The sequence below is a fragment of the Streptomyces viridosporus T7A genome (genome assembly GCF_008704515.1).
In the GTDB taxonomy this organism is placed as follows: Bacteria; Actinomycetota; Actinomycetes; order Streptomycetales; family Streptomycetaceae; genus Streptomyces; species Streptomyces viridosporus.
In genome coordinates this window covers 7,156,591-7,179,547 of sequence record NZ_CP023700.1, presented here as the reverse complement: position 1 = coordinate 7,179,547, position 22,957 = coordinate 7,156,591, and the positions used below count along the sequence as shown (strand labels likewise).

Here is a 22,957-nt window from a genome sequence, read left to right as displayed (position 1 = left end):
GGCGCGATCCCTCCCCCGTCGGCCGCACCACTCGGTGACGAGGCGCGACCCCGTGTGACATCCCCTCCGTCGGTCGTGCGGTCGTGCATGGTGCGGCACCCGCTGGGCACACGGTTCCGGAATCACGGTGACGGCTGTGGCATCTGTCCCGGACGGACGTCCGAACCGACGAGGGGACGGTGGAGCCGTGAGCGGGACCGAGCAGGTGGTGGGCCCGGCCTTCCTGCATGCCGTCCTCCACGATGTGGGCGCGGGTGTCCTCACGGTCGACACCTCGGGGCGCATCACGTTCGCCAACCCCTGGGCCGAGCACCTGCTGGGCCGGTCGCAGGAGCGGATGCGCGGCCACGACGTGCACGACCTGCTGCACCGCCGCCACGACGGGAGCCCCGTGCCGCGCGAGCGGTGCTCGATGCTGGCCCCCCTGCGAGAGGGCGGGTCCGGGGAACTGGGCAGCGAGGAGTACTTCCTGCGCGCCGACGGCACGACCGTGCCGATCATCTGGTCGACCACCCCCTTGCGGGTGGCGGGCCGCAAGGCCGGGATGGTGATCGTCTTCCATGACTTCAGCCTGCAGCGCGAGGCCGAGGAACGGGCCGCGGCGCACACCGCCGCCCTGGAGGCGCTGACCGACCGGCTGAATCTGGTGGCGGACGTCTCGGCGGCGCTCATGTCCACCGTGGACGCCTCCGGCATGAGCCGCCGGCTGCTGCCCCTGCTGGTCCCGGGGATGGGTGACTGGGCCGCACTGGACCTGTGCCCCACCGGGTCGGGGGAAGGAGAGCGGATCGCCGTCCACAGCGCCCGTGACGGGGAGCGGCCGGTGTACCTGGAGGAACCGCTTCCGCCGCTGTCGGAGGAGAGCCGCCGGGCGGTGGAACGCCGCCTGAGCGGCGACGAGCCCGTCCGGGTGACCGCCGGGGAACTCACCGCGGACCCGGACGCCCCGCTGGCCGCCCCTCTTCGGACGCTGTTCGACCGGCTCGGCGGCCGGTCGGCCGTCGTGGTTCCGCTGAGCACCCGGCAGCGGTTCTTCGGAACGCTGGCCGTGGGCCGCGCCGGGCCCTCCCCCGCCCATGCGGACTCCGAGGTCAGGGTGCTGTCCGACATCGGCCGACGTCTCGGGATGGCGCTGGACAACGTCCGGCTGTACCACGAGCAGCGGAACGTCGCCGAGACCATGCAGCGCCAACTGCTCGCCCCGCTCCCCCAGGTGGACCGTCTGCGGATGGCCGCCCGCTACCTCCCCGCGCAGAGCGCCATGGAGATCGGAGGCGACTGGTACGACGCCTTCCTGCTCTCGGACGGCATCACGGCCCTGGTCATCGGGGACGTGGTCGGCCACGACCGGCAGGCCGCCGCGCACATGGCGGAGGTCCGCAACATGCTGCGCGCCCTGGCGTGGGACCACCAGGAGCCGCCCAGCGTGATCATGCGGCGCCTGGACGAGGCCGTGACCCACACCAGCGACGCCCCGATGGCCACCCTGGTCTTCGCCCGCGTCGAGGGGGAGGAAGGCGGCCCCTGGCAGCTGCACTGGGTCACCGCCGGGCACCCGCCGCCCCTGCTGGTGACCGGTGAGGGGGACACACGCTTCCTGACCGGCGGCCACGGGCCGCTGATCGGCATGAGTTCCGTCCTGCACCTGGGCCTGAGCTGGCCCGACGCCTACGAGGACCTTCCCCCGCACTCCACTCTGCTCCTCTACACCGACGGTCTGGTGGAGAGCCGCGGCCGCTCCATCGACCTCGGTCTGGCCAAGCTCCGCCACCATGCCGCGATCCTGGCCCGGCGCATGGCCGAGCAGACCGTGGACGACTTCTGCGACGAACTGCTGGCGCGGATCGACCCCCGCGGGGACGACGTCGCCCTGCTCGCCCTGCGCATGCCCGCCGCCGGCGCGGGAGCCCCCGGTGACACCACGCCCCCGCCTCCGCGGCAGTCCCCGTACAGCCCCGCCGCCCCCGACCGGGCCGCCCCCGGATCCACGGTGGAGCGTCCCGAGGTGCGGGACCCCACGCGGGCCGCCCGCCCGGAGTGAGGCGCGGCGGACGGGACCGCCGCGCCTCGGGTGCGGTGTGCCGGGTGTGCGGGGTCAGCCGGTGCTGCAGGAGACCGTCGGCCAGGTCCAGTTGCCGTTGGTCTGGATCGTCACGCCCCAGTTGTTGCCGTTGCCGTTGGGCTTGGCGACGAGCGTCTGGCTGTCGGGGTAGGAGGTGCTGACGTTCCAGGTCGACGACACCTTCGCCGGGGAGGGCACCTTCATCGTCACGGTCCAGTTGCTCGACCCGCTCACCGAGACGTTCAGGTTGTACCGGTCGCCCCACTTCTCACCGGCCGACAGGGTCGCGGTGCAGCCGCCACCGCCGCCACCGCCGCCGGAGCCGGACTCACTCACCGTGATGGTGGAGCTGCCGCTGCTCTGGTAGCCCTCGGTGGCCATGATCATGTAGTTGTGGTTGCCCAGGTTCATGCCGTTGCGGGCCCACGCGTCGAAGTGGTTGCCGCTGGTGATGGTGCCGCCCGTGCGCTTCGACTGCCGGACGCTCCAGTACTGGTCGAAGGTCTTGGTGCCTTCGATGGAGGGGGCGTTGTACCGGGTCGTCTTGTAGATGTCGTACGTGCCGCCGTCGCTGGTGACGGTGCCCTTGTACTCGCCGGTGGGCCGGTAGGTGCCCCAGTTGTCGACGATGTAGTACTCGATGAGCGGGCCGGTCGTCCACCCGTAGAGCGTCAGGTACGCGTTGCCGGACGGGTTGAAGGTGCCCGAGTAGTTCACGGTCTTGCGCCCGCCGGTGCTCCAGCCCTTGCCGGCGACGAAGTTGCCGGTGTTCCTCCACTGGGTGCTGTAGGTGCCGCCGGACCCCAGGTCCATGGAGACCGTTCCCTGGGCGTCGGTCCAGAACGAGTACCACCAGCCGTTGTTGGTGCCGGTCTGGTTCGTCGTGATGACCGGGGCGGCGGTGGCGGTGCCGGGCAGCAGCATCACGGCCAGAGCGGCCAGCAGGACGGCCCAGGTACTCCTGGGGCTCATCGGTGCCGAGCGGCCGTGTCTGCGGCCTCTCGGGTGGGCGAACGCGTTCATGGGAGGTGCGCCTCCTCGTGACGGTCGGTGCGGGTGGTGGGCCAACGCCGGACAGTGTTGGCCTGCTCGCGTCAACCGTCAACGGTTTCGGTAGAACTTTCGAAAAGTTCGAACGCGATGCGACCTGGAGACGATCAGCGTTTCCCCAGTTCGAACCACCCATGTGACCGGTCGAACTTGAAGGAGTTCCGGCACCCGAAGATTGCCCGGCGAACTCTTTGCAGCACGGTTCGAAAGTTTCGGGCCGGCCCGTTCCGTAGAGACGGCGGAGCCCGGGCGCCTGTTCGGCGTCCGGGCTCCGCAGGGAAAAAGGACCGCTCGGGTCACTCGGTGATGTCGACCTTGCCGTTGGCCGGTTCGGCCGGGGCGGAGGCCGCCGGCGTACCGCGTCGGGCGAGGCCCTGGAGGAGCTGGGCGAGGTCGACGCCGGTGGCGGAGCTGAGCAGTTCCACGCCCTGGGCGACGTTGTTGGCCACCGTGCGCGGGAGCTGCCCCGCGCCGTCCGTGGAGATGACGGTCAGCTTGTCCACGGCGGCCAGCGGCTCGGCGGCCTTGCCGACGACCTGCGGCAGCACCTCGACCAGCATCTGGAGCACCGCCGCGTCGCCGTACCGCTCGAAGGCGTCGGCCTTCTTGTGCATGGCCTCGGCCTCCGCCGCGCCCTTGGCGGCGATCGCGGCGGCTTCCGCGTCGCCCTCGATGCGCACGGCGTCGGCGAGCGCCGCACGCTGCGCCTTCTCGCCCTCACCGGTCAGACGAGCCCGCTCGGCCGCCGCCTCGGCCTCCTTGACCAGGGCGATACGGCGGGCCTCGGCCTCCTGCTCGGCCTGGTAGCGAGCGGCGTCGGCGGGCTTGCGGACCTTGGTGTCCAGTTCGCGGTCGGTCAGCGCGGCCTGCCGGGCGGCGACCTTCTCCTGCTCCTGCAGGACCTCCTGCCGGCGGGCGGCCTCGGCGAGCGGGCCGGCGGCGTCGGCGCGCGCGGCGGCCTCGTCCGTCTCGGCCTTGATCTCGGCCTGCTTCAGCGCGAAGGTGCGCTGGGCGATCGCGATCTCCTCCTCCGCCTTGAGGCGGGCCTGCTCGGAGGCGCGCCGGGCGACGGCCTCGGCTATGTCGGCCTCCTGCTTGGCGCGGGCCGCCTCGGGCCGGCCGAGGTCCTCCAGGTAGGAGCCCTCGGTGGTGATGTCCTGGATCTGGAAGGCGTCCAGCACCAGGCCCTGGCCGGACAGGCTGGCCTCGGCCTCCTCCGCGACCTGCCCGGCGAAGACGGCGCGGTCACGGATGATGTCCTCGACCGACATCCTGCCGACGATGGAGCGCAGCGCGCCGGACAGCACCTCCTGGGTGAAGCCGACGATGCCGTCCTGCTGCTGCAGGAAGCGCTGGGCGGCGGCGCGGATCGAGTCCTCGGTGCCGCCGACCTTGACGATGGCGACGCCCTCCAGGTTGGCCTTCACCCCGCGCAGCGTGACCGCGCCCCGGACGGCCACCGGAATGTGCCGGCTGGACAGGTCGAGGGTGAACTTCTGCTGGACGAACGGCACGACGAAGACACCGCCGCCGACCACGACCTTCTGACCGCTGTTGTCGGTGAAGACCCGGCCGGTCTCGGGGTCGGTGGACTTCTTGCCGCGCCGTCCGGTGACGATGAACGCCTCGCTGGGTCCCGCCACCTTGTAGCGGGTGACCACCACGAGGGCCAGCAGGACCAGGAGTACGACGACTCCCACCACGGCGATCAGTACAGGGCTCATGCTGGTGATATCTCCTCAGCCCTCCCGGGGGACGGCGGTTCGGTTCGGATCGGGAACGGACGCGGGAAGGGGTGGAGCCCCGGAGAAGCGGGCCGCGGTGGCGGACCGGTCAGCGCTCGACCGGCCGGACCGCGACCGAGGTCGCGGACAGCGCCGATTCCACCCAGACCTCGGTGCCCCGTGCCACGGGCACCGAGCACTTCGCGGCCAGCTTCATCGGCTGCCCGGCGAGGTACACCAGCACCTCGCCGTACCCCTCGGCGGGAATGGCGGTCACCACGGAGCCGGAGCTGCCGACGAGGTCGTCGCCCCGTGGAGTGGCGTCGGTCTGATCCCGCATCAGGGCGCGGCTGAGCCGCCACGTCAGCCAGCCCGCGCCGACACCGGCCACCGCGCCGGTCGCCGTGGCCCCCGCGACCCCCAGTTCCGTCGTGCCGAGCACGATCGCGCCGCCGAAGCCGAGCATGGACACGAACCCGGCGATCACCGGCAGCGACAGCAGCCCGTCGAACATGCCGTCCAGCACGCCGTCGAAGACGCCTTCCAGGATCCCGTCGAAGACCAGCGAGAGCAGGAGCAGAACCAGCCCCGCGATCCCGAGACCCACGAACCACTCCATCGGGTCCCCCGCTTTCGCTCGACGACCTCCCCGCCGGGACATGCTCTCATGTGAACGGGGCACGACACATTGCCAGAACTCGGCAATCTTTACGGGTTATTAATGCCGCCTTCCCCCGGACCCCCGGGTTCCGCCGCCGTTCGGGCCGCAGCGTCGACGACATGAGGGTCGAGTGCGCCGTGCAACGGCCGCCGCCTCGGCCCGAGGGCCGGGACGGGTCGGCGCGGAGCGGAACTCGTTGCCCGACTCCGGCAGTTCGGCAGGGCGTCGCGGCCGACTCCGCCCGGGGCCGTGCCGCGCCACCGACGACCTGTACCGGCTCCTCAGCGAGAGGGCCGGCGCCCCGGCCGACGCGCACGCGGCGCAGACCGTCCTCACCCTCCGCCGCGTCAAGGCCCCCACCCCCGGGCCCCGTTGACTCCGGGACCCGGCGTGCCGGGCGGCTCAGGTGGGTGTGGTCCAGCGCGGTGCCGTCTCGGCCCAGGCGGTGGCCCAGTCGGCCAGGTTGCGGCGGCGCAGGGCGAAGGTGGTCAGGGCGTGGGCGGCGGCGCCGGTGAGGGCGACGCCGATGGCGGCGAGGAGGGCCCAGCCCATGCTGCGGCTGCGGATCTGCTCGCGCGACAGCGGCGGCTCGGTCGCCTCGCCGTCGGTGGTGACCCAGATGCGGACCTCGTTGCCGGCGGGCAGACCCGGCGGGACCTCCGCCTGCGTCGTCCGGGTCCGCCCCTCACGGGTGAGGAAGCGCACCTCGGCCGGGTAGCGGGTGTTCTTCTCCTCGTCCGACCCCGGCTCCGGGTGGCGCGGGGTGTCCCGGGTGAGGGTCGCGGTCGTCTCGTACCGGGTCAGGGCCTGGTGGCGGGCGGTGTCCTCGTAGTGGCGGTGGGCGGCGTCGCCCACGAGGACGGCGGCCACGGGCGCCACGACCAGTACGGCGAACAGCAGCCCGAGCCCCAGCCACGCCTGGAGCGCGTCGGTGCGGCGGCGCAGGGGGTTGCGCCGCCAGCGCCACAGCAGGGGGCGCGGAGGCGGGCCGGGGGGCGGCTGTGCCGGTGGTGTCTCGCACGCCACGTCGTCACTCCTTTCGGAGTCTCGGGTCGCGGGCAGGGGGGCGGGGCGGGGCCGGGGGGCGCCGGGTCAGGCGGTGCCGGTGGCGGAGGGGTGATGGTGCTCCGCGGCGAGGAGACTGGCGGCGCCCCGGACGGCGGCGGTGTGCGGGGACGGCACCGGCTGCACCGGGCAGCCGAGCCGGCCGGGGAGGTCCTGGGTGATGTCGGGGCGCAGGGCGCCTCCGCCGGCCAGGAGGATTCCGCGGCGCAGGGCGGTACGGGTGAGGGAGGTGCGGTCCTGCCGCAGCATCGCCGTCACCATGTCGACCACGGCGTCGGTGAGCTGCTCCGGCGTCGTGTCGTCGCCCAGGTCGCCGGTGCCGAGCGCGGTGCGGCGCGCGTCGGTGACCGCGCCCTCGGCGAGCAGGACGACCTCGGTGAGGTGCGCGCCGATGTCCACGACCAGCAGCGGCCGGGCGTGGTCGGCACCGGCGGCCAAGGCCACCGCCCGCGCGCCCGGGACGGTCAGGACGGCGCGCGGGCGGAGGATCTCGACGGCCGTCCGGGCCTCGGTCCGGAAGGCGAGCCCGTCCAGGACCGGCGCCGTGACGACGACCAGGGGGCGGCCGAAGCGGGGCAGGCGGGGCCCGAGCAGCCGGTCGAGCATCCGGGCGGTGCCCGGGGTGTCGACGATGGTGCCGCGCTGGATGGGGTGCAGGGCGCCGTTGCCCGGGAACGTCACCGTCGGCACGTCGAGCACCACCCCCCGCCCCGCGATCCACGCGCGGGTACGGGCGCTCCCCAGGTCGAGCGCGATTCCGGAGCACCGGCGGCACAGCGGCCAGGGGATGTGTCGCCTGGCCGCCGGGCGCGAACGCCGGATCACGGTCATCGGACAGCCTCCTGTGCGGGCGGACCCACGAACGTGGGGTCCGGTGGGAAAGCAGTGGTCGCGGCCGGATCCCCGAAGAGGTGGCCGCGACCGCGGGACCGCCCGTGTCCGGGGCGCGCGGCGCGCCCCGGCCGTGGCGTGGTCATCGTGCCGCCTCCCGCACCTGCTGGCAGCGGGCGCAGTAACGGGCCTGCGGAACTATCAGCAGGCGGTCGCGCTGTACGGGGCGACGGCACAGGTGACAGATGCCGTAGGTGCCCGTGTCCATCCGGGTGAGCGCCGCCTCGACGTCGGCCAGCACCATGCGGGCGGAGGCGGCGAGTTTGACGCGCACCTCGATCTGGCCGGGGCCGCGCACCTCGTCCTCGCCGGCGCTGTGCGGGTCGTCGGCGGGGAACGCGGAGTCGGCGGCGAACTGCCGCAGCTGCTCCTGACGGAACAGCCGCTGCTCGTGCAGGTTGTCGCGCAGCGCGGCGAGGTCCTCGGAGGTGAGGACCTCGCCGCGCTCACCGATGGTCTGGTGGGTCACCACTTCACCCCTTGGGTTAAGCGGGAGGGGAACGGAAGCAGGAGCGCGGTCAGGCCGCGCGGCTCTGGCAGGTCACGCAGTGCGGGGTGTGCGGAAGGATCTCCAGCCGCTCCGGCGGCACGGGCTTCGAGCAGCCGAGGCAGGTCCCGTAGGTGCCGTCCTCGAGGCGGGCGAACGCCTCCTCGATCTCCTTGAGGGCGCGCTGGATGGCTTCCCTCTGGTTGGACATGAGGTGGTCCTCGGCGCTCTGCCCTGTTTCGTCCAGGGCCTTGAGCTGAGCGAGGCGCGTACTGCGGGCGTGCTCGAGGCGCTGCCGGATCTCGTCGGCGGCGGGGTGGTCGGGGCGCAGTTCGGTGCGGGGCAGGTCGAGCGACACGGCAAGGTCCTCCAGGCAAATGGGCGGGTGATGCTTCCACCCTCGCCGTTTGCACGCATCACGCCCATTGGGCGCGGTACCCATCTGTGCGGGGTCGAAGGACCCACCCGGCGCGGCATGGGTCCGGCGGCCCGCGGGAAATGGGGCGCGGGGCCCATGGACCGGGGGAGGTGGGGTCGTACACGCTGGCCGCGTCCGCCGGGACCATGGGGGGTCGCAGCCGCACTGGACGGCACGGTGACCGACAGTAGAGGTTGACGAGAAAGAGGAAGGCGTGACCTCCGTGTCCCTTTACTGGCGGATCTTCGGCCTCAACGCGCTGGTGCTGGGCATGGCCACCGCGCTGCTGCTGTGGGCTCCGGTGACCGTGTCGGTCCCGGTGCTGCTGACCGAGGCGGTGATCCTCGTGGGCGGCCTGGGCGTGATGCTCGTGGCCAACGCGGCCCTGCTGCGCATCGGGCTCGCCCCGTTGGACCGGGTGACCCGGCTGATGACCACCGTCGACCTGCTGCGTCCCGGTCAGCGCCTTCCCGTGCGCGGCCACGGCGAGGTCACCGAACTCGTCAGGACGTTCAACGCCATGCTGGAGCGGCTGGAGCGGGAGCGCGCCGCGAGCAGCGCCCGCGCCCTGTTCGCGCAGGAGGCCGAGCGGCGCCGCATCGCCCAGGAGCTGCACGACGAGGTCGGGCAGAGCATGACCGCCATCCTGCTGGCCCTGAAGCAGGCCGCCGACGAGGCGTCCGACCCGCTGCGCGGGGAACTGCAGCAGGCCCAGGAGATCACCCGGGCGAGCCTGGACGAGGTCCGCCGCCTGGTGCGCCGGCTGCGGCCGGGCGTCCTGGACGACCTCGGTCTGGTCAGCGCGGTCACCTCGCTCGCCACCGAGTTCGCCACGCACACCGGGCTGCGCGTGACGCGTCGCTTCGACACCAATCTGCCCCCGCTCGACCACGAGACCGAGCTGGTGATCTACCGTGTCGCCCAAGAGAGTCTGACCAACGCCGCCCGGCACGCCGAGGCGCGGAACGTCACGGTGAGCCTGCGGGGCGCCGACGACGGCGTCGTCCTCGAGGTGAGCGACGACGGCCGCGGCATCGGGGCCGCCCACGAGGGCGCCGGGATCCGCGGCATGCGCGAACGGGCCCTGCTCATCGGGGCCACACTGGACATCGCCCCCGTGAGACCGACCGGTACGAGGATCAGGCTGGCCGCGCCCGCCGTCAGGAAGCAGTCATGAGCCACGACGCCCACCCGACCACGATCAGGATCCTGCTCGCCGACGACCATGCCCTGGTGCGTCGCGGGGTCCGGCTCATCCTCGACCGGGAGCCGGACCTGGAGGTGGTCGCCGAGGCCGGTGACGGGGCGGAGGCGATCGCCATGGCCCGCACCCACGAGGTCGACCTGGCCGTGCTGGACATCGCCATGCCCCGGTTCACCGGCCTGCAGGCCGCGCGCGAGCTGGCCGCGGTGCGCCCCGGCGTGCGGATCCTGATGCTGACGATGCACGACAATGAGCAGTACCTGTTCCAGGCCCTCAAGGCCGGCGCGAGCGGTTACGTGCTGAAGTCCGTCGCCGACCGAGATCTGGTCGCCGCCTGCCGCGCGGCGATGCGGGACGAGCCGTTCCTTTACCCTGGCGCAGTCACCGCTCTGATCCGCAACTATCTCGACCGGGTCCGTGACGGTGAGGAAGCCCCCGAGCAATTGCTGACCCCGCGCGAGGAGGAAGTGCTGAAGCTGGTCGCCGAGGGACACTCGTCGAAGGAGATCGCCGAGCTGCTCTTCATCAGTGTCAAGACGGTGCAGCGCCACCGGGAGAACCTGCTGCACAAGCTGGGTCTGCGGGATCGCCTGGACCTGACCCGCTATGCCATCCGCGCCGGACTCGTCGAGCCTTGACCGCCCACCGGACGGGACCGGTCGCCCGCCTTCCGCTTCTCGCCGGTGTGACCTTCGTCACCCTGGCCGCCCTCCTGCTGACCCTCGTGCCCGGTTTCACCCAGGAAGTCCGGATCGCCCCGTTCGTGTCCGTGTCGGCCCCCGCTCCCTCGATGCACCCGCCCGACACCCGTCCGTACCTCGACGACGCCTACGTCGGCGCCGGCACCGTCCTCATCAGGCCGCAGCGCGACGGCGGCGAACGGACGATGTCGGCCGGTCCGCCGCTCCTCGCTCCCCCGCACGCCCCCCGGGTCCCGCCCCGGCCGGCCCGTCCCGCGCCGGTGGCCGGCCACGTCCCGACCGACGCCGCGCACGTGCCGTCGGACCTCGGCCGGGCACCGCCCGCGTCCTCCAGCGCCTGAGGCCCCCTTTCCCTTCTCTTCTCCGCCGCGCGTCCCCTCGGCCGCGGCATGCCTGCTGGAGGCATTCGTGAAACGTCCCGCCCGTTTCAGGGCGCTGTTCGCGCTCGCCGTGATGGCGGTGTCCCTGTACATCACCGTCACCGTCCCGGTCCGTCTGGGCCTGGACCTGCGCGGTGGCACCCAGATCGTTCTGGAGACCCGCTCCACCGCCACGGCCAAGGCCGACGGCGAGGCCACCGACCGCACCCTGGAGGTGCTGCGCGGCCGGGTCGACGCGCTCGGCGTCGCCGAACCCACCATCGTCCGCTCCGGTGAGAACCGGATCATCGTCGAACTGCCCGGCGTCCAGGACCCGCGCAAGGCCGCCGACGTCCTGGGCCGCACCGCACAGCTCTCCGTCCACGCGGTGCTCGGCGCCGCCACGGAGTCCACCGAGCCCGAGGCCAAGGACGAACGGATCCTGGCCGACGAGGCCGGCGAGCGGCTCCGGCTGAGCGCCGCGAGCCTCACCGGTAAGGACGTCGAGGGCGCCGACGCCCAGTTCGACCAGCAGAGCGGCGCCGGCTGGCACGTCACCGTGGACTTCAAGGACGACAAGGGCTGGGCCAAGCTGACCGGCGAGGCCGCCTGCAACCCGGCCGGCGACCCGAAGCGCCGGATCGCGATCGTCCTGGACAACAAGATCATCTCCTCGCCGCAGGTCGATCCGTCCGTCTCCTGCGGCGTCGGCATCGCCGGCGGGTCCACCCAGATCACCGGCTCCTTCAGCAGCGACGAAGCCCGTGAGCTGGCCCTGCTCGTCGAGGGCGGCGCGCTGCCGGTGCCGGTCGAGACGGTGGAGCAGCGGACCGTGGGCCCGACGCTGGGCGCCGAGGCCATCAAGTCGAGCGCCTACGCGGCCGCCCTCGGCACCGCCCTCACCGCGCTGTTCATCATCGTCGTCTACCGGCTCATGGGCTTCCTGGCCACCGTGGCCCTGGCCTGCTACGGCGTGATCTCCTACGCCGCCCTGGCGGGGCTCGGCGCGACGCTGACCCTGCCGGGTCTGGCCGGTTTCGTCCTGGCGATCGGCATGGCCGTCGACGCCAACGTGCTGGTCTTCGAGCGAGCGCGCGAGGAGTACGGCAAACGCAACCGGCCCAGCGGCCGCTCGGCCCTGACCGCCGGCTTCAAGGGCGCCTTCAGCGCGATCGCCGACTCCAACATCACCACGCTCATCGCGGCGGGGCTGCTGTTCCTGCTCGCCTCCGGTCCGGTGAAGGGCTTCGGCGTCACCCTGGCCATCGGTGTCATCGCGTCCGTGATCAGCGCCCTGGTGATCACCCGGGTGCTGGCCGAGTTCGCGGTGGAGCGCCGCTGGGTGCACCGCCGTCCCCAGATCACCGGTCTGGCCTCGATCGGGCGGGTGCGCGAGTACCTCACCCGCCGCAACCCGCAGCTGATGCGCCGTCCGCGCCGGTGGCTGCTGGTCTCCCTCGTCGTGCTGCTCGTCACCGGCGCCGGCATCGCGGTGCGCGGGCTGAACTTCGGCGTCGAGTTCACCGGCGGCCGGCTCATCGAGTACACGACCACCAAGACCGTCGACCCGGACCGGGCCCGCGAGGCCCTGGCCGACGCCGGCTTCCCGCAGGCCGTCGTGCAGTCCTCCGGGGACAACGGGCTGACGGTGCGCACCGAAGAGCTGAGCAACGCCGAGGCGGTCAAGGTGGCCGAGGCCATCGACCAGGTCGGCGGCGGGGCGGAGAAGGTCCGCGACGAGCTGATCGGCCCGAGCCTCGGCGACGAGCTGCGCCGCAACGCGCTGATCGCGCTCGGCCTGGCCCTCGGCGCCCAGCTCCTGTACCTCGCCTTCCGGTTCCGCTGGATGTTCGGTACGTCGGCGGTCGCCACCCTGGCGCACGACGTGGTGATCCTCACCGGCATCTTCGCGTGGCTGGGCAAGCCGATCGACGGGGTGTTCCTGGCCGCCCTGCTCACCGTGATCGGTTACTCGGTGAACGACTCCGTGGTGGTCTTCGACCGCGTCCGGGAACTGTGGACCAAGGACCGCAAGGCACCTCTGGCCCAGTCCACCAACCTGGCGATCCTGCAGACGGTGCCCCGCACGGTCAACACCGGTATCGGCGTGATCTTCATCCTGGCCGCGCTGGCCCTGCTGGGCGGCGACTCGCTCACCGACTTCGCGCTCGCCCTGCTGATCGGCATGCTGGTGGGCACGTACTCGTCGGTCCTGACCGCCTCGCCGCTCGCCATCGAGCTCGACGCGTACTCCCGCGGCGGCAAGGGCGGCCGTGGTCGGGACCGGGAGCGTGCCGGTTCCGGGCGCGGCAAGTCCGGTGCCGGGGAGCGCTCGTCCCGGGCCGAGGCCGCCGGCAAGGGGGTGTGACACCGGGCGGCTCCCCCGCGGGAGCCGCCCCGCCCGCACGAAGCGCCGCCGTCCGTCCCGGTCCCGGGGCGGGCGGCGGCGCCGTGCGACGGGCCGGCTGCGTGACGCCGGGTGGTCCCGGTCGGGGGCTACACCGCCGCCGGTGCGCCGCGGTCCCCGCCGGGGGCCTGGTCGCGCTCGTGCTCCCGGTCGTGGCCCGTCGGCCGGGGGGCGAACTGGGTGCGGTGCAGTTCGGCGTAGCGGCCCCCGGCCGCCAGCAGCTCCTCGTGGGTGCCGCGTTCCACGATGCGGCCGGCCTCGACCACCAGGATGAGGTCCGCGGCGCGGACGGTGGACAGGCGGTGGGCGATCACCAGCGCCGTCCTGCCCTCCAGCGCCTCCGTGAGGGCCTCCTGCACGGCCGCCTCGGAGGTGTTGTCCAGGTGCGCGGTGGCCTCGTCGAGGACGACGACGCGCTGCCGGGCCAGCAGCAGCCGGGCGATGGTCATCCGCTGCCGTTCGCCGCCGGAGAGGCGGTAGCCGCGTTCGCCGACCACGGTGTCCAGGCCGTCGGGCAGGGACCGCACGAGTCCGTCGAGGCGGGCCCGGCGCAGGGCGTCCCACAGGTCGGACTCCGCGGCGTCCGGGCGGGCCAGCAGCAGGTTGGCGCGGACGGTGTCGTGGAAGAGGTGGCCGTCCTGGGTGACCATCCCGACGGTGTCGCGCAGCGATCCGGCGGTCAGGTCCCGGACGTCGACGCCGCCCACCCGCACGGCGCCCGCGTCGACGTCGTACAGGCGCGGCAGCAGGTGCGCGACGGTCGACTTGCCGGCGCCGGAGGAGCCGACCAGGGCGACGGTCTGCCCGGGTTCGGCGCGGAAGGAGACCCCGTGCAGGACCTCGGCGCCACCGCGGGTGTCGAGGGAGGCGACCTCCTCCAGGGAGGCCAGGGAGACCTTGTCGGCGGACGGGTAGCCGAAGCGGACGTCGTCGAACTCGACGGCCACCGGGCCCTCGGGGACCTCGCGCGCACCGGGCCTCTCCTCGATGAGGGGCTTCAGGTCCAGCACCTCGAAGACCCGCTCGAAACTGACCAGGGCGCTCATCACCTCCACCCGCGCCCCGGCCAGCGAGGTCAGCGGCGCGTACAGGCGGGTCAGCAGCAGTGCCAGTGACACGATCGCACCCGGTTCCAGGGCGCCGCGCAGGGCGAACCAGCCGCCGAGCCCGTAGACCAGGGCCAGGGCGAGGGCGGAGACCAGGGTGAGGGCGGTGATGAACACCGTCTGGGCCGTGGCGGTCCGTACGCCGATGTCGCGGACCCGGCGGGCGCGCTCCGCGAACTCCTCCGACTCCTGCTCCGGGCGGCCGAAGAGCTTGACCAGGGTGGCGCCGGGCGCGGAGAAGCGCTCGGTCATCCGGGTGCCCATGGCCGCGTTCAGGGTGGCGGCCTCGCGCTGCATGCGGGCCATGCGGCGGCCCATGCGCCGGGCCGGAATCACGAACACCGGCAGCAGGACCAGAGTGAGCAGGGTGATCTGCCAGGACAGCGTGAGCATGACGGCGAGGGTCAGCAGCAGGGTGACCAGGTTGCCGACCACGGTGGACAGGGTGTTGCTGAAGGCCCGCTGGGCACCGATGACGTCGTTGTTGAGACGGGAGACGAGCGCTCCCGTACGGGTGCGCGTGAAGAACACGACCGGCATGCGCTGCACGTGGTCGAACACCGCCGTCCGCAGGTCGAGGATGAGGTCCTCCCCGAGCGACGCCGACAGCCGGCGGCCGAGGATGCCGAGGGCCGCCTCGACCACCGCGATCAGCGCGATGAGCAGGGCCAGGCGGACGACCGTGGCCTCGTCGCCGCCCGACACGATCGTGTCCACGACGTGCCCGGCGAGGACGGGCGTGGCGACGGCCAGCAGCGCGGTCGCCGTGCCGAGCAGCACGAACAGGGCCATGCGGCGGCGGTGCGGGCGCGCGAAGGCGCCGATGCGCCGGAGCGTCGACCGTGCGAAGGGGCGGCGCTCGTCCTGGGCGTTCATGACACTGTGCAGCTGTGTCCACGCTGTGGTCTCCATGCTCATGGGACGAACCTAGGACCTCCAGCGAGGTTGAGGTCAAGAACGGCTCCGCCCCGCGCCGCCGGTCCGCTCCTCGGCCGCGCTCGCGCGGTGCCCGCGGGCGGCTGCCGCTGCTGCCGGGTGCGGTGACGCCGGGCGTACCGGTGCGGCGAGAGCGGCCCCAGCGGCCGGGCGGGCAGGCGGACGGGCGGACGGGCGGACGGGCGGTTGAGCAGGACTTCCGGTGGCGGCGGGATCCCGACGGGGACGGTGCGGACGGACCGCGCGGATACGGCAGGATGTGCGATCGTGCCGACCGCAGGTCAGAACGGGCCCGGCACAGTCCCCTTACCGGAACTCGAACAGGTGACGACACGTGACACGACTTCACACACGGCCGCCGGCCAGGATGTTCGCCGGAGGTGAGCGGTGACCCGCTCACTCACCCTGGACGATCTGGTGTACGCCGGTATCGCCCTCGCCGCCGGTCTGCTGGCGGCGTTCCTGCTGCGGATGCTGCTGCGCTGGCTCGGCCGGCACGCCGAGCGCACCACCTGGCGCGGGGACGACGTCCTCGTGGACGCGCTGCGCATGATCGTGCCGTGGGCGGCGATCGCGGGTGGCGTGGCCTCCGCGGCGGCGGCGCTGCCGCTGACCCGGACCGTGCAGCACAACGTCAACCAGACGCTGACGGTGCTGGTCATCTTCGCCGCGACCATATCGGCGGCGCGGGTGGTGGCCGGCCTGGTGCGCTCGGTCACCCAGTCCCGTTCCGGCGTCGCCGGGTCGGCCACCATCTTCACGAACATCACCCGGATCCTGGTCCTGGCGATCGGTTTCCTGGTGGGGCTGCAGACGCTGGGCATCTCCATCGCCCCGCTGCTCACGGCCCTCGGCGTCGGCGGTCTGGCGGTCGCGCTCGCGCTGCAGGACACGCTCGCCAACCTCTTCGCCGGCATCCACATCCTCGCCTCCAAGACCGTGCAGCCGGGTGACTACATCCGGCTGAGCAGCGGCGAGGAGGGCTATGTCGAGGACATCAACTGGCGCCAGACGACCGTCCGCGAGCTGTCCAACAACCTGGTGGTCATCCCCAACGCGCAGCTGGCGAAGACGAACATGACCAACTTCATGCGCCCCGAGCAGAAGCTGACCATCCTGGTGCAGGTCGGGGTGTCGTACGACAGCGATCTGGAGCACGTCGAGCGGGCGACGAAGGAAGTCGTCACCGAGGTGATGACCGAGATCACCGGTGCCGTGCCGGAGCACGAGCCGGCGGTGCGCTTCCACACCTTCGGCGACTCCCGCATCGGCTTCACCGTCATCCTGGGCGTGGCCGAGTTCAGCGACCAGTACCGGATCAAGCACGAGTTCATCAAGCGCCTGCACCGGCGCTACCGCGACGAGGGCATCCGGATCCCGTCGCCCGCGCGGACGGTGGCGCTCCAGCAGGGCACGGTGGTCATCCCGCAGCAGCGGGGCACCGGGGCGGAGCCGATCGACATGACCACGACCACGCCGATCTGACCGGGGCGTCCGCCTCCGGCCGCCCGGCGGGACGAGCCGCCCGGCGGGACGAGTCGTCCGGCCGGGCCGACCGGGCGCCGGCGGCGCCCCGCGCCCGCACGACCGCGCTCCCGGGCGGCCCGCCCGCACCCGGCCGGCACCGGGCCGGCGGCCCCCCCTCGGCCCGGTGCGTCCGGCCCCATGCGCCGGGTCCGGGCACCCCGTCGGCGCGCCCCCGAAGCCATCCGCCGGGGTGTGGCGGAGGTTTGCCTGGAAGTCGGTGCGGACCCCTGTCGAGTCGCGGTCGGTCACGGGATATCTTGATGTCGAGCAATGTTGCAGACGTGGAGCGGAGCACCCGGTGACTGACTCGACCATCATCTATACGCACACTGACGAGGCCCCGGCCCTGGCGACGTATTCCTTCCTGCCGGTGGTCCGGGCGTACGCCTCGCAGGCGGGTGTCGCCGTGGAGACGCGCGACATCTCGCTGGCCGGGCGCATCATCGCCGTGTTCCCGGAGTACCTGACCGAGGAGCAGCGCATCCCGGACGCCCTCGCCGAGCTCGGTGAGCTGGCCAAGACCCCCGCGGCCAACATCATCAAGCTGCCGAACATCTCGGCGTCGATCCCGCAGCTCAAGGCGGCCGTCGCCGAGCTGCAGGCCCAGGGCTACGCGCTGCCGGACTACCCGGACGACCCGAAGAGCGACGAGGAGCGCGAGATCCGCGCCCGCTACGACAAGGTCAAGGGCAGCGCCGTGAACCCGGTGCTGCGCGAGGGCAACTCCGACCGCCGCGCCCCCGCCTCGGTGAAGAACTACGCCAAGTCCCACCCGCACCGCATGGGCGCCTGGACCTCCGAGTCCAAGACCAACGTGGCGACCATGGGCGAGAACGACTTCCGCTCCACCGAGAAGTCCGTCGTCATCGCCGAGGACGGCGCGCTGCGCATCGAGCTGGTCGGTGACGACGGCACCACCACCGTGCTGCGCGAGTCCGTCCCCGTCCTCGCGGGCGAGGTCGTCGACGCCTCCGTGATGCGGGTCGCCGCGCTGCGCGAGTTCCTGACCGCGCAGGTCGCCCGCGCCAAGCAGGAGGGCGTGCTGTTCTCCGTGCACCTGAAGGCCACGATGATGAAGGTCTCCGACCCGATCGTCTTCGGCCACGTGGTGCGCGCCTTCTTCCCGAAGACGTTCGCGAAGTACGGCGAGAAGCTCGCCGCGGCCGGCCTCACCCCGAACGACGGTCTGGGCGGCATCTACAAGGGCCTGGAGAACCTGCCCGAGGGGGCCGAGATCAAGGCGTCCTTCGACGCCGAGCTGGCCGAGGGCCCGGAGCTGGCCATGGTCGACTCCGACAAGGGCATCACCAACCTGCACGTCCCCTCGGACGTCATCGTGGACGCCTCCATGCCGGCCATGATCCGCACCTCCGGCCACATGTGGGGCCCCGACGGCCAGGAGGCCGACACCCTCGCCGTCCTGCCGGACTCCAGCTACGCCGGTGTCTACCAGGCCGTGATCGACGACTGCCGCGCCAACGGCGCCTACGACCCGTCCACCATGGGCTCGGTCCCGAACGTCGGTCTGATGGCGCAGAAGGCCGAGGAGTACGGCAGCCACGACAAGACCTTCGAGATCCCCACCACCGGCACCGTCCGGCTGGTCGACCAGGCCGGCGACGTCGTCCTGGAGCAGGCCGTCTCCACCGGTGACATCTTCCGCGCCTGCCAGACCAAGGACGCCCCGATCCGCGACTGGGTGAAGCTCGCCGTCACCCGCGCCCGCGCCACCGGCGACCCGGCCGTCTTCTGGCTGGACGAGACCCGCGCCCACGACGCCAACCTCATCGCCAAGGTGAAGCAGTACCTGCCGGAGCACGACACCGAGGGCCTGGACATCCGCATCCTGTCCCCCGTCGAGGCGACCAAGCTGTCGGTGGAGCGCATCCGCCGCGGCGAGAACACCATCTCCGTCACCGGCAACGTGCTGCGCGACTACCTGACCGACCTGTTCCCGATCCTGGAGCTGGGCACCAGCGCCAAGATGCTGTCGGTCGTCCCGCTGATGGCGGGCGGCGGCCTGTTCGAGACGGGCGCGGGCGGTTCGGCGCCGAAGCACGTGCAGCAGCTGGTCAAGGAGAACTACCTGCGCTGGGACTCGCTCGGTGAGTTCTTCGCGCTGGTGCCGTCCCTGGAGCAGTACGCCGAGACCACGGGCAACGCCCGCGCCAAGGTCCTCGCCGACGCCCTCGACCGCGCCACGGCGACCTTCCTCAACGAGGACAAGTCCCCGACCCGTCGCGTCGGCGGCATCGACAACCGCGGCAGCCACTTCTACCTGTCCCTGTACTGGGCCCAGGAGCTGGCCCGGCAGACCGACGACGCGGACCTGGCGAAGGCCTTCGCCCCGCTCGCCGAGACGCTCGCCGCGAACGAGCAGAAGATCGTCGACGAGCTGATCGCCGTCCAGGGCCGGCCTGCCGACATCGGCGGCTACTACCAGCCCGACCCGGCCAAGGCCGCCGAGGTCATGCGTCCGTCCGCCACCTGGAACGAGGCGCTGGCGTCCCTGAGCTGACGCAGCCGCTCCTCGCGAGCCCCTCGTACTCCGCCCCGGCCGGGTCCTCCGGCCGGGGCGGAGTCGTGTGCGTGACGGGCCGTCGGCCCCGATCCGGCCGGTGGCCGGCCGCGTTCGTGAACACCGTATGAAGAGACTGCCCACCTACTGAGACTTCATCTCATTTTCGGTTCGTCTCTGCCTACCATCGAGGCGGTGACCAGCCGGCGCCCCGGCCCCGCACGGGTCACCACCCCGGTGTGTCGCACCGGGAGCCGGCACCCGCGTCGGCGCGTCGTCCCGCCCCGACGCACTGCCCGGAACCGTCCGGCGCGACTCCGCCCCACCGGGGCGTCCGCGGGCCCGCACGGCCGCGCGTCGCCACTTCGTACGAGGAGCACCATGAGCCAGTCCACCGCATCCGCCGCCGGTCACACGCCCGACGAGACGTCCACCGGCCCCGAGACGTCAGCCTGGTCGTTCGAGACGAAGCAGGTCCACGCCGGTGCCGAACCCGACCCCACGACCGGGGCACGGGCCACGCCGATCTACCAGACGTCCTCGTTCGTCTTCCGGGACACCCAGCACGCCGCCGACGTCTTCTCGCTGGCGGAGCCGGGGAACATCTACACCCGCATCCACAACCCCACCCAGGACGTCTTCGAGCAGCGTGTCGCCGCCCTGGAGGGCGGAGTGGCGGCGGTGGCCCTGTCCTCGGGGCAGGCCGCTCAGACGCTGGCCCTCCTGACCCTGGCCCGCAGCGGCGACCACATCGTCTCGGCGACCTCGCTGTACGGCGGAACGTACAACCTGTTCCGGCACACCCTGCCGAAGTTCGGCATCGAGGTGTCCTTCGTCGACGACCCCGACGACGCCGAGGCCTGGCGTGCGGCCATCCGGCCCAACACCAAGGCCCTCTTCGCCGAGACGCTGGGCAACCCGCGGAACAACGTGCTCGACGTGCGGGCGGTCGCGGACGTGGCGCACGGCGCGGGTGTGCCGCTGATCGTGGACAACACGGTGCCCACGCCCTATCTGCTGCGTCCGATCGAGCACGGCGCGGACATCGTGGTGCACTCGGCGACCAAGTTCCTCGGCGGGCACGGCACCACGATCGGCGGCGTGGTCGTGGACGGCGGAACCTTCGACTTCGGCGCGCACGCCGAGCGGTTCCCGGACTTCACCGAGCCCGACGCCAGCTACCACGGTCTGCGGTACTGGCCGGCGCTCGGCCCCGGCGCGTTCGCGATCAAGCTGCGGGTCCAGTTGCTGCGCGACCTCGGTCCGGCGATCGCCCCGCACTCCGTGTTCCTGCTGCTGCAGGGTGTGGAGACGCTGAGCCTGCGCATGGAGCGGCAGACGGCCAACGCGCAGGCGCTGGCCGAGTGGCTGGAGCAGCGCGACGAGGTGGCGGCGGTGCACTACCCGGGCCTGCCGTCCAACCGCTGGTACGAGGCGGCGCAGAAGTACCTCCCCCGCGGTACCGGCGCGGTGTTCTCCTTCGAGCTGAAGGGCGGTGTCGAGGCGGGCAAGCGGTTCGTGGACGGGGTGGAGCTGTTCAGCCACCTCGCCAACATCGGCGACGTGCGCAGTCTGATCATCCACCCGGCGTCCACCACCCACAGCCAGCTGACCGAGGAGCAGCTCGCGGCGACCGGAACCGCGCCGGGCCTGGTGCGGCTGTCGGTCGGCATCGAGAACCTCACCGACCTCAGGGCCGACCTGGAGGCCGGGTTCCGCGCGGCCAAGGAGGCCTCCTGAGCACCGTCCTCCCCTCCGGGACCCAGGTCCCCCTCCCGCCGTCCACCGGGGCCTGGCAGGAGGGGGACCCGCCCGGCCGGCGCCGGTGGCAGCCGGCCGGCTCGCCCCTGCCCCTGGAGGGGGGCGGTGAACTCCCCGGCGTCAGGCTGGCGTTCGAGACGTGGGGGCGGCCGGCGCCGGACGGGTCCAACGCCGTGCTGGTGCTGCACGCGCTCACCGGCGACAGCCACGCGGCCGGACCGGCCGGGCCCGGTCACCCCACGCCGGGCTGGTGGGACGGCCTGATCGGGCCCGGTCGGGCGCTGGACACCGACCGCTGGTTCGTCGTCGCCCCGAACGTGCTGGGCGGCTGCCAGGGCAGTACGGGGCCGGCCTCGCCGCGCCCCGGCGGGCGGCGCCGCTGGGGCGGCGCGTTCCCGTACCTGACCGTGCGGGACCAGGTCGCCGCCGAGGCCCGGCTGGCCGACGCCCTCGGCATCGAGCGGTGGGCGCTGGTGGTCGGCGGCTCGATGGGCGGGATGCGGGCCGTGGAGTGGGCGGTGTCCCACCCGGAACGGGTGGAGGGGCTGCTGCTGCTCGCCACGGCGGCGGCGGCGAGCGCCGAGCAGATCGCCTGGGCCGGTCTCCAGTTGCAGGCCATCCGCAACGACCCGCACTGGCGGGGCGGCGACTACCACGACACCGGTCGCGGTCCGCACGCCGGGCTGGGGCTCGCCCGCCGCATCGCGCACGTCACCTACCGCAGCGAGCCGGAGCTGTCCGCCCGGTTCGGCCGGGCGCCGCAGGGCGCGGAGGACCCGTGGAAGGGCGGCCGGTACCAGGTCGAGTCGTACCTCGACCACCACGCGGCCAAGCTGGTCCGCCGGTTCGACGCGGGGAGCTACGTGGTGCTGACGGAGGCGATGAACGGCCATGACGTGGGGCGCGGCAGGGGCGGTGTCCGCGCCGCCCTGCGCCGGGTGACCGCGCGCACGCTGGTGGCCGGCGTCGACTCCGACCGCCTCTACCCGCCGGCCCAGCAGGCCGAGCTGGCCGCGCACATCCCCGGCGCCGACCGGCTCAGGATCCTGGAGTCGCCGTACGGACACGACGGTTTCCTCCTCGAGACCGAGCAGGTCGGCGCGCTGGTGCGGGAGTTGCTGCCGTAGGGGCGGGGGCCGCGGGGCCGGGGCGGACGCGTTGTCAGTGGCGTGTGGCACCTTGATCGTGCCGTGCACCACCGACACCCTTCCTGGAGCAGCCGCATGACCGATGTCCCGCCGTCCTTCGCGTTCCTTCCCGGCGCCGCGGACTCGCCCGTGATCCTCCACGTGCCGCACTCCTCGCGGGAGATACCGGCCGCCGTGCGCTCCGGGATCGTGCTGGACGACACCGGGCTGGAGCGGGAGCTGGACCACATCACCGACGCGCACACGGCCGAGCTGGCCGAGGCGGCGGCCCGCGCGGCCGGGCTCACGCCGTGGCGGTTCGTGAACCGGCTGTCCCGGCTGGTGGTCGATCCCGAGCGGTTCCCGGACGAGCGGGAGGAGATGCTCGCCGTCGGGATGGGCGCGGTCTACACCCGGACCACGCACAAGGAGGTGCTGCGGCCCGACGGGTACGACGCCGGGCCGCTGATCGAGCGGTACTTCCGTCCGTACGCGGAGGCGATGACGGAGGCGGTCGCCGGGCGGCTCGCCGCGACCGGGCGGGCCGTGATCATCGACGTGCACTCCTACCCCCGTGCGCCGCTGCCCTACGAGCTGCACGGCGCGGGGCCGCGGCCCGCGGTCTGCCTGGGCACCGACCCCTTCCACACCCCGTCCGGGCTGCTCGACGCGGCCCGCGAGGCGTTCGCGCCGTGCGGGGAGACGGGGCTGGACAGCCCGTTCGCCGGGACGTACGTGCCGCTGGAGTTCTACGGCAAGCGGGCCGAGGTGACCGCGCTGATGGTGGAGATCCGCCGGGACACCTACATGAGCGAGCCGGGCGGACCGGCGGGGCCGGGACTGTCCCGGCTGGCCTCGGCGCTGGGAGCGCTGGTGGACGCGGTGACGCGCTGACGTCCCGGAGGGGCGTGAGGCCCGCGACGCCTGCGGGGGCGCGCCGACGCCGCCCCCGC

At 72.8% G+C, this 22,957-nt stretch carries 18 protein-coding genes; 10 read left to right on the top strand and 8 right to left on the bottom strand.

Annotated elements, in window-relative coordinates:
* Window positions 1-187: 187 nt before the first annotated feature.
* Window positions 188-2,041, top strand: coding sequence for a SpoIIE family protein phosphatase (locus CP969_RS32750; protein ID WP_016823597.1), 1,854 nt, complete (start codon window positions 188-190; stop codon window positions 2,039-2,041).
* A 54-nt stretch (window positions 2,042-2,095) separates the two neighbouring features.
* On the opposite strand, the gene CP969_RS32745 is transcribed toward CP969_RS32750, so the two are convergent.
* From CP969_RS32745 to CP969_RS32715, 7 genes are all read right to left on the bottom strand, one after another.
* Window positions 2,096-3,085 (bottom strand): glycoside hydrolase family 11 protein, encoded by a 990-nt coding sequence (locus CP969_RS32745; protein ID WP_016823598.1) that lies wholly within the window; start codon window positions 3,083-3,085, stop codon window positions 2,096-2,098.
* A 323-nt stretch (window positions 3,086-3,408) separates the two neighbouring features.
* Entirely contained in the window at window positions 3,409-4,836 is a 1,428-nt protein-coding gene (locus CP969_RS32740; RefSeq protein WP_016823599.1) for a flotillin family protein, read from the bottom strand.
* 109 nt (window positions 4,837-4,945) lie between these two features.
* The gene (locus CP969_RS32735; protein ID WP_004980033.1) at window positions 4,946-5,455 is read right to left on the bottom strand and encodes a hypothetical protein; all 510 of its coding nucleotides are present in this window, start codon (window positions 5,453-5,455) and stop codon (window positions 4,946-4,948) included.
* A gap of 444 nt (window positions 5,456-5,899) precedes the next feature.
* Complete coding sequence (locus CP969_RS32730; RefSeq protein WP_004980035.1) at window positions 5,900-6,523, bottom strand: Rv1733c family protein; 624 nt, start codon at window positions 6,521-6,523, stop codon at window positions 5,900-5,902.
* A gap of 66 nt (window positions 6,524-6,589) precedes the next feature.
* Window positions 6,590-7,393, bottom strand: coding sequence for a rod shape-determining protein (locus CP969_RS32725; RefSeq protein ID WP_004980040.1), 804 nt, complete (start codon window positions 7,391-7,393; stop codon window positions 6,590-6,592).
* Between the two features lie 142 nt (window positions 7,394-7,535).
* Window positions 7,536-7,925 carry a TraR/DksA family transcriptional regulator gene (locus tag CP969_RS32720; protein WP_039830598.1) on the bottom strand — a complete coding sequence of 130 codons (390 nt, stop codon included), beginning with the start codon at window positions 7,923-7,925 and terminating at the stop codon, window positions 7,536-7,538.
* 46 nt (window positions 7,926-7,971) lie between these two features.
* Window positions 7,972-8,298 carry a TraR/DksA family transcriptional regulator gene (locus CP969_RS32715; RefSeq protein WP_004980044.1) on the bottom strand — a complete coding sequence of 109 codons (327 nt, stop codon included), beginning with the start codon at window positions 8,296-8,298 and terminating at the stop codon, window positions 7,972-7,974.
* A gap of 283 nt (window positions 8,299-8,581) precedes the next feature.
* On the opposite strand from CP969_RS32715, the gene CP969_RS32710 reads away from it, so the two are divergent.
* From CP969_RS32710 to secD, 4 genes are all read left to right on the top strand, one after another.
* Entirely contained in the window at window positions 8,582-9,535 is a 954-nt protein-coding gene (locus CP969_RS32710; RefSeq protein WP_026084690.1) for a HAMP domain-containing sensor histidine kinase, read from the top strand.
* Complete coding sequence (locus CP969_RS32705; RefSeq protein WP_004980055.1) at window positions 9,532-10,200, top strand: response regulator; 669 nt, start codon at window positions 9,532-9,534, stop codon at window positions 10,198-10,200. Before CP969_RS32710 ends, CP969_RS32705 begins: the two co-directional genes overlap by 4 nt.
* A gap of 47 nt (window positions 10,201-10,247) precedes the next feature.
* Window positions 10,248-10,604, top strand: a complete 357-nt coding sequence (locus CP969_RS32700; RefSeq protein WP_223887137.1) for a hypothetical protein — start codon at window positions 10,248-10,250, stop codon at window positions 10,602-10,604.
* Between the two features lie 67 nt (window positions 10,605-10,671).
* The gene (secD, locus tag CP969_RS32695) at window positions 10,672-12,990 is read left to right on the top strand and encodes a protein translocase subunit SecD (protein WP_016823602.1); all 2,319 of its coding nucleotides are present in this window, start codon (window positions 10,672-10,674) and stop codon (window positions 12,988-12,990) included.
* Between the two features lie 128 nt (window positions 12,991-13,118).
* Here secD and CP969_RS32690 read toward each other — a convergent pair whose 3' ends face one another.
* Window positions 13,119-15,053, bottom strand: coding sequence for an ABC transporter ATP-binding protein (locus tag CP969_RS32690; protein WP_078495301.1), 1,935 nt, complete (start codon window positions 15,051-15,053; stop codon window positions 13,119-13,121).
* 405 nt (window positions 15,054-15,458) lie between these two features.
* Between CP969_RS32690 and CP969_RS32685 the strand changes: the two genes are divergently transcribed.
* The 5 genes from CP969_RS32685 to CP969_RS32665 all read left to right on the top strand — a co-directional run bounded on the left by CP969_RS32685 (window position 15,459) and on the right by CP969_RS32665 (window position 22,898).
* Entirely contained in the window at window positions 15,459-16,556 is a 1,098-nt protein-coding gene (locus CP969_RS32685) for a mechanosensitive ion channel family protein (RefSeq protein ID WP_004980063.1), read from the top strand.
* Window positions 16,557-16,896: 340 nt separating this feature from the next.
* A complete protein-coding gene (locus CP969_RS32680) occupies window positions 16,897-19,116 on the top strand; it encodes an NADP-dependent isocitrate dehydrogenase (protein ID WP_016823604.1) in 2,220 nt (739 codons plus the stop codon).
* Between the two features lie 381 nt (window positions 19,117-19,497).
* Window positions 19,498-20,856 carry a bifunctional o-acetylhomoserine/o-acetylserine sulfhydrylase gene (locus tag CP969_RS32675; protein ID WP_016823605.1) on the top strand — a complete coding sequence of 453 codons (1,359 nt, stop codon included), beginning with the start codon at window positions 19,498-19,500 and terminating at the stop codon, window positions 20,854-20,856.
* Window positions 20,853-22,004: a homoserine O-acetyltransferase MetX gene (gene metX, locus CP969_RS32670; RefSeq protein WP_078495335.1), complete on the top strand. Its 1,152-nt coding sequence runs from the start codon at window positions 20,853-20,855 to the stop codon at window positions 22,002-22,004. Before CP969_RS32675 ends, metX begins: the two co-directional genes overlap by 4 nt.
* Before the next feature lie 96 nt (window positions 22,005-22,100).
* Entirely contained in the window at window positions 22,101-22,898 is a 798-nt protein-coding gene (locus CP969_RS32665; RefSeq protein WP_016823607.1) for an N-formylglutamate amidohydrolase, read from the top strand.
* The last annotated feature ends 59 nt before the right edge of the window (window positions 22,899-22,957 follow it).

What these genes read in the sequence shown, in the direction of transcription:
- CP969_RS32745 (WP_016823598.1), bottom strand. Translation starts at nt 3,085, where the DNA reads ATGAACGCGTTCGCCCACCCGAGAGGCCGCAGACACGGCCGCTCGGCA.
- CP969_RS32740 (WP_016823599.1), bottom strand. Translation starts at nt 4,836, where the DNA reads ATGAGCCCTGTACTGATCGCCGTGGTGGGAGTCGTCGTACTCCTGGTC.
- CP969_RS32735 (WP_004980033.1), bottom strand. Translation starts at nt 5,455, where the DNA reads ATGGAGTGGTTCGTGGGTCTCGGGATCGCGGGGCTGGTTCTGCTCCTG.
- CP969_RS32725 (WP_004980040.1), bottom strand. Translation starts at nt 7,393, where the DNA reads ATGACCGTGATCCGGCGTTCGCGCCCGGCGGCCAGGCGACACATCCCC.
- CP969_RS32705 (WP_004980055.1), top strand. Translation starts at nt 9,532, where the DNA reads ATGAGCCACGACGCCCACCCGACCACGATCAGGATCCTGCTCGCCGAC.
- CP969_RS32690 (WP_078495301.1), bottom strand. Translation starts at nt 15,053, where the DNA reads ATGAGCATGGAGACCACAGCGTGGACACAGCTGCACAGTGTCATGAAC.
- CP969_RS32675 (WP_016823605.1), top strand. Translation starts at nt 19,498, where the DNA reads ATGAGCCAGTCCACCGCATCCGCCGCCGGTCACACGCCCGACGAGACG.
- CP969_RS32665 (WP_016823607.1), top strand. Translation starts at nt 22,101, where the DNA reads ATGACCGATGTCCCGCCGTCCTTCGCGTTCCTTCCCGGCGCCGCGGAC.